The sequence below is a fragment of the Streptomyces anandii JCM 4720 genome, from assembly GCF_014650655.1.
In the GTDB taxonomy this organism is placed as follows: domain Bacteria; phylum Actinomycetota; class Actinomycetes; order Streptomycetales; family Streptomycetaceae; genus Streptomyces; species Streptomyces anandii.
Genome location: NZ_BMVJ01000016.1, coordinates 1899 through 3346, shown reverse-complemented (window position 1 = coordinate 3346; position 1448 = coordinate 1899). Strand labels below are relative to the sequence as shown.

1 rRNA gene (only partly in view) is annotated in these 1448 nt (G+C 56.7%); it reads right to left on the bottom strand.

The features are described 5' to 3' along the window. Window positions 1-22 precede the first annotated feature (22 nt). Window positions 23-1448 (bottom strand): 23S ribosomal RNA (locus tag IE249_RS25260); it runs 1844 nt beyond the window's last position.

Below are 1448 nucleotides of genomic sequence, written 5' to 3'. Positions count from 1 at the left end.
AACACAGTGGACGCGAGCAACTGAGGACAAGCCCTCGGCCTATTAGTACCGGTCACCTCCACCAGTTACCTGGCTTCCAGATCCGGCCTATCAACCCAGTCGTCTACTGGGAGCCTTACCCCATCAAGTGGGTGGGAGTCCTCATCTCGAAGCAGGCTTCCCGCTTAGATGCTTTCAGCGGTTATCCCTCCCGAACGTAGCCAACCAGCCATGCCCTTGGCAGAACAACTGGCACACCAGAGGTTCGTCCGTCCCGGTCCTCTCGTACTAGGGACAGCCCTTCTCAAGACTCCTACGCGCACAGCGGATAGGGACCGAACTGTCTCACGACGTTCTAAACCCAGCTCGCGTACCGCTTTAATGGGCGAACAGCCCAACCCTTGGGACCGACTCCAGCCCCAGGATGCGACGAGCCGACATCGAGGTGCCAAACCATCCCGTCGATATGGACTCTTGGGGAAGATCAGCCTGTTATCCCCGGGGTACCTTTTATCCGTTGAGCGACGGCGCTTCCACAAGCCACCGCCGGATCACTAGTCCCGACTTTCGTCCCTGCTCGACCCGTCGGTCTCACAGTCAAGCTCCCTTGTGCACTTACACTCAACACCTGATTGCCAACCAGGCTGAGGGAACCTTTGGGCGCCTCCGTTACCCTTTAGGAGGCAACCGCCCCAGTTAAACTACCCATCAGACACTGTCCCTGATCCGGATCACGGACCCAGGTTAGACATCCAGCACGACCAGACTGGTATTTCAACGACGACTCACCGCGAACTGGCGTCCGCGTTTCAAAGTCTCCCAGCTATCCTACACAAGCCGAACCGAACACCAATATCAAACTGTAGTAAAGGTCCCGGGGTCTTTCCGTCCTGCTGCGCGAAACGAGCATCTTTACTCGTAGTGCAATTTCACCGGGCCTATGGTTGAGACAGTCGAGAAGTCGTTACGCCATTCGTGCAGGTCGGAACTTACCCGACAAGGAATTTCGCTACCTTAGGATGGTTATAGTTACCACCGCCGTTTACTGGCGCTTAAGTTCTCAGCTTCGCCCCACCGAAATGGAGCTAACCGGTCCCCTTAACGTTCCAGCACCGGGCAGGCGTCAGTCCGTATACATCGCCTTACGGCTTCGCACGGACCTGTGTTTTTAGTAAACAGTCGCTTCTCGCTGGTCTCTGCGGCCACCCCCAGCTCGAGGAGCAAGTCCTCTCACCAGAGCTGGCCCCCCTTCTCCCGAAGTTACGGGGGCATTTTGCCGAGTTCCTTAACCATAGTTCACCCGAACGCCTCGGTATTCTCTACCTGACCACCTGAGTCGGTTTAGGGTACGGGCCGCCATGAAACTCGCTAGAGGCTTTTCTCGACAGCATAGGATCATCCACTTCACCACAATCGGCTCGGCATCAGGTCTCACCCTGCATGAGTGGCGGATTTGCCTACCACTCGGG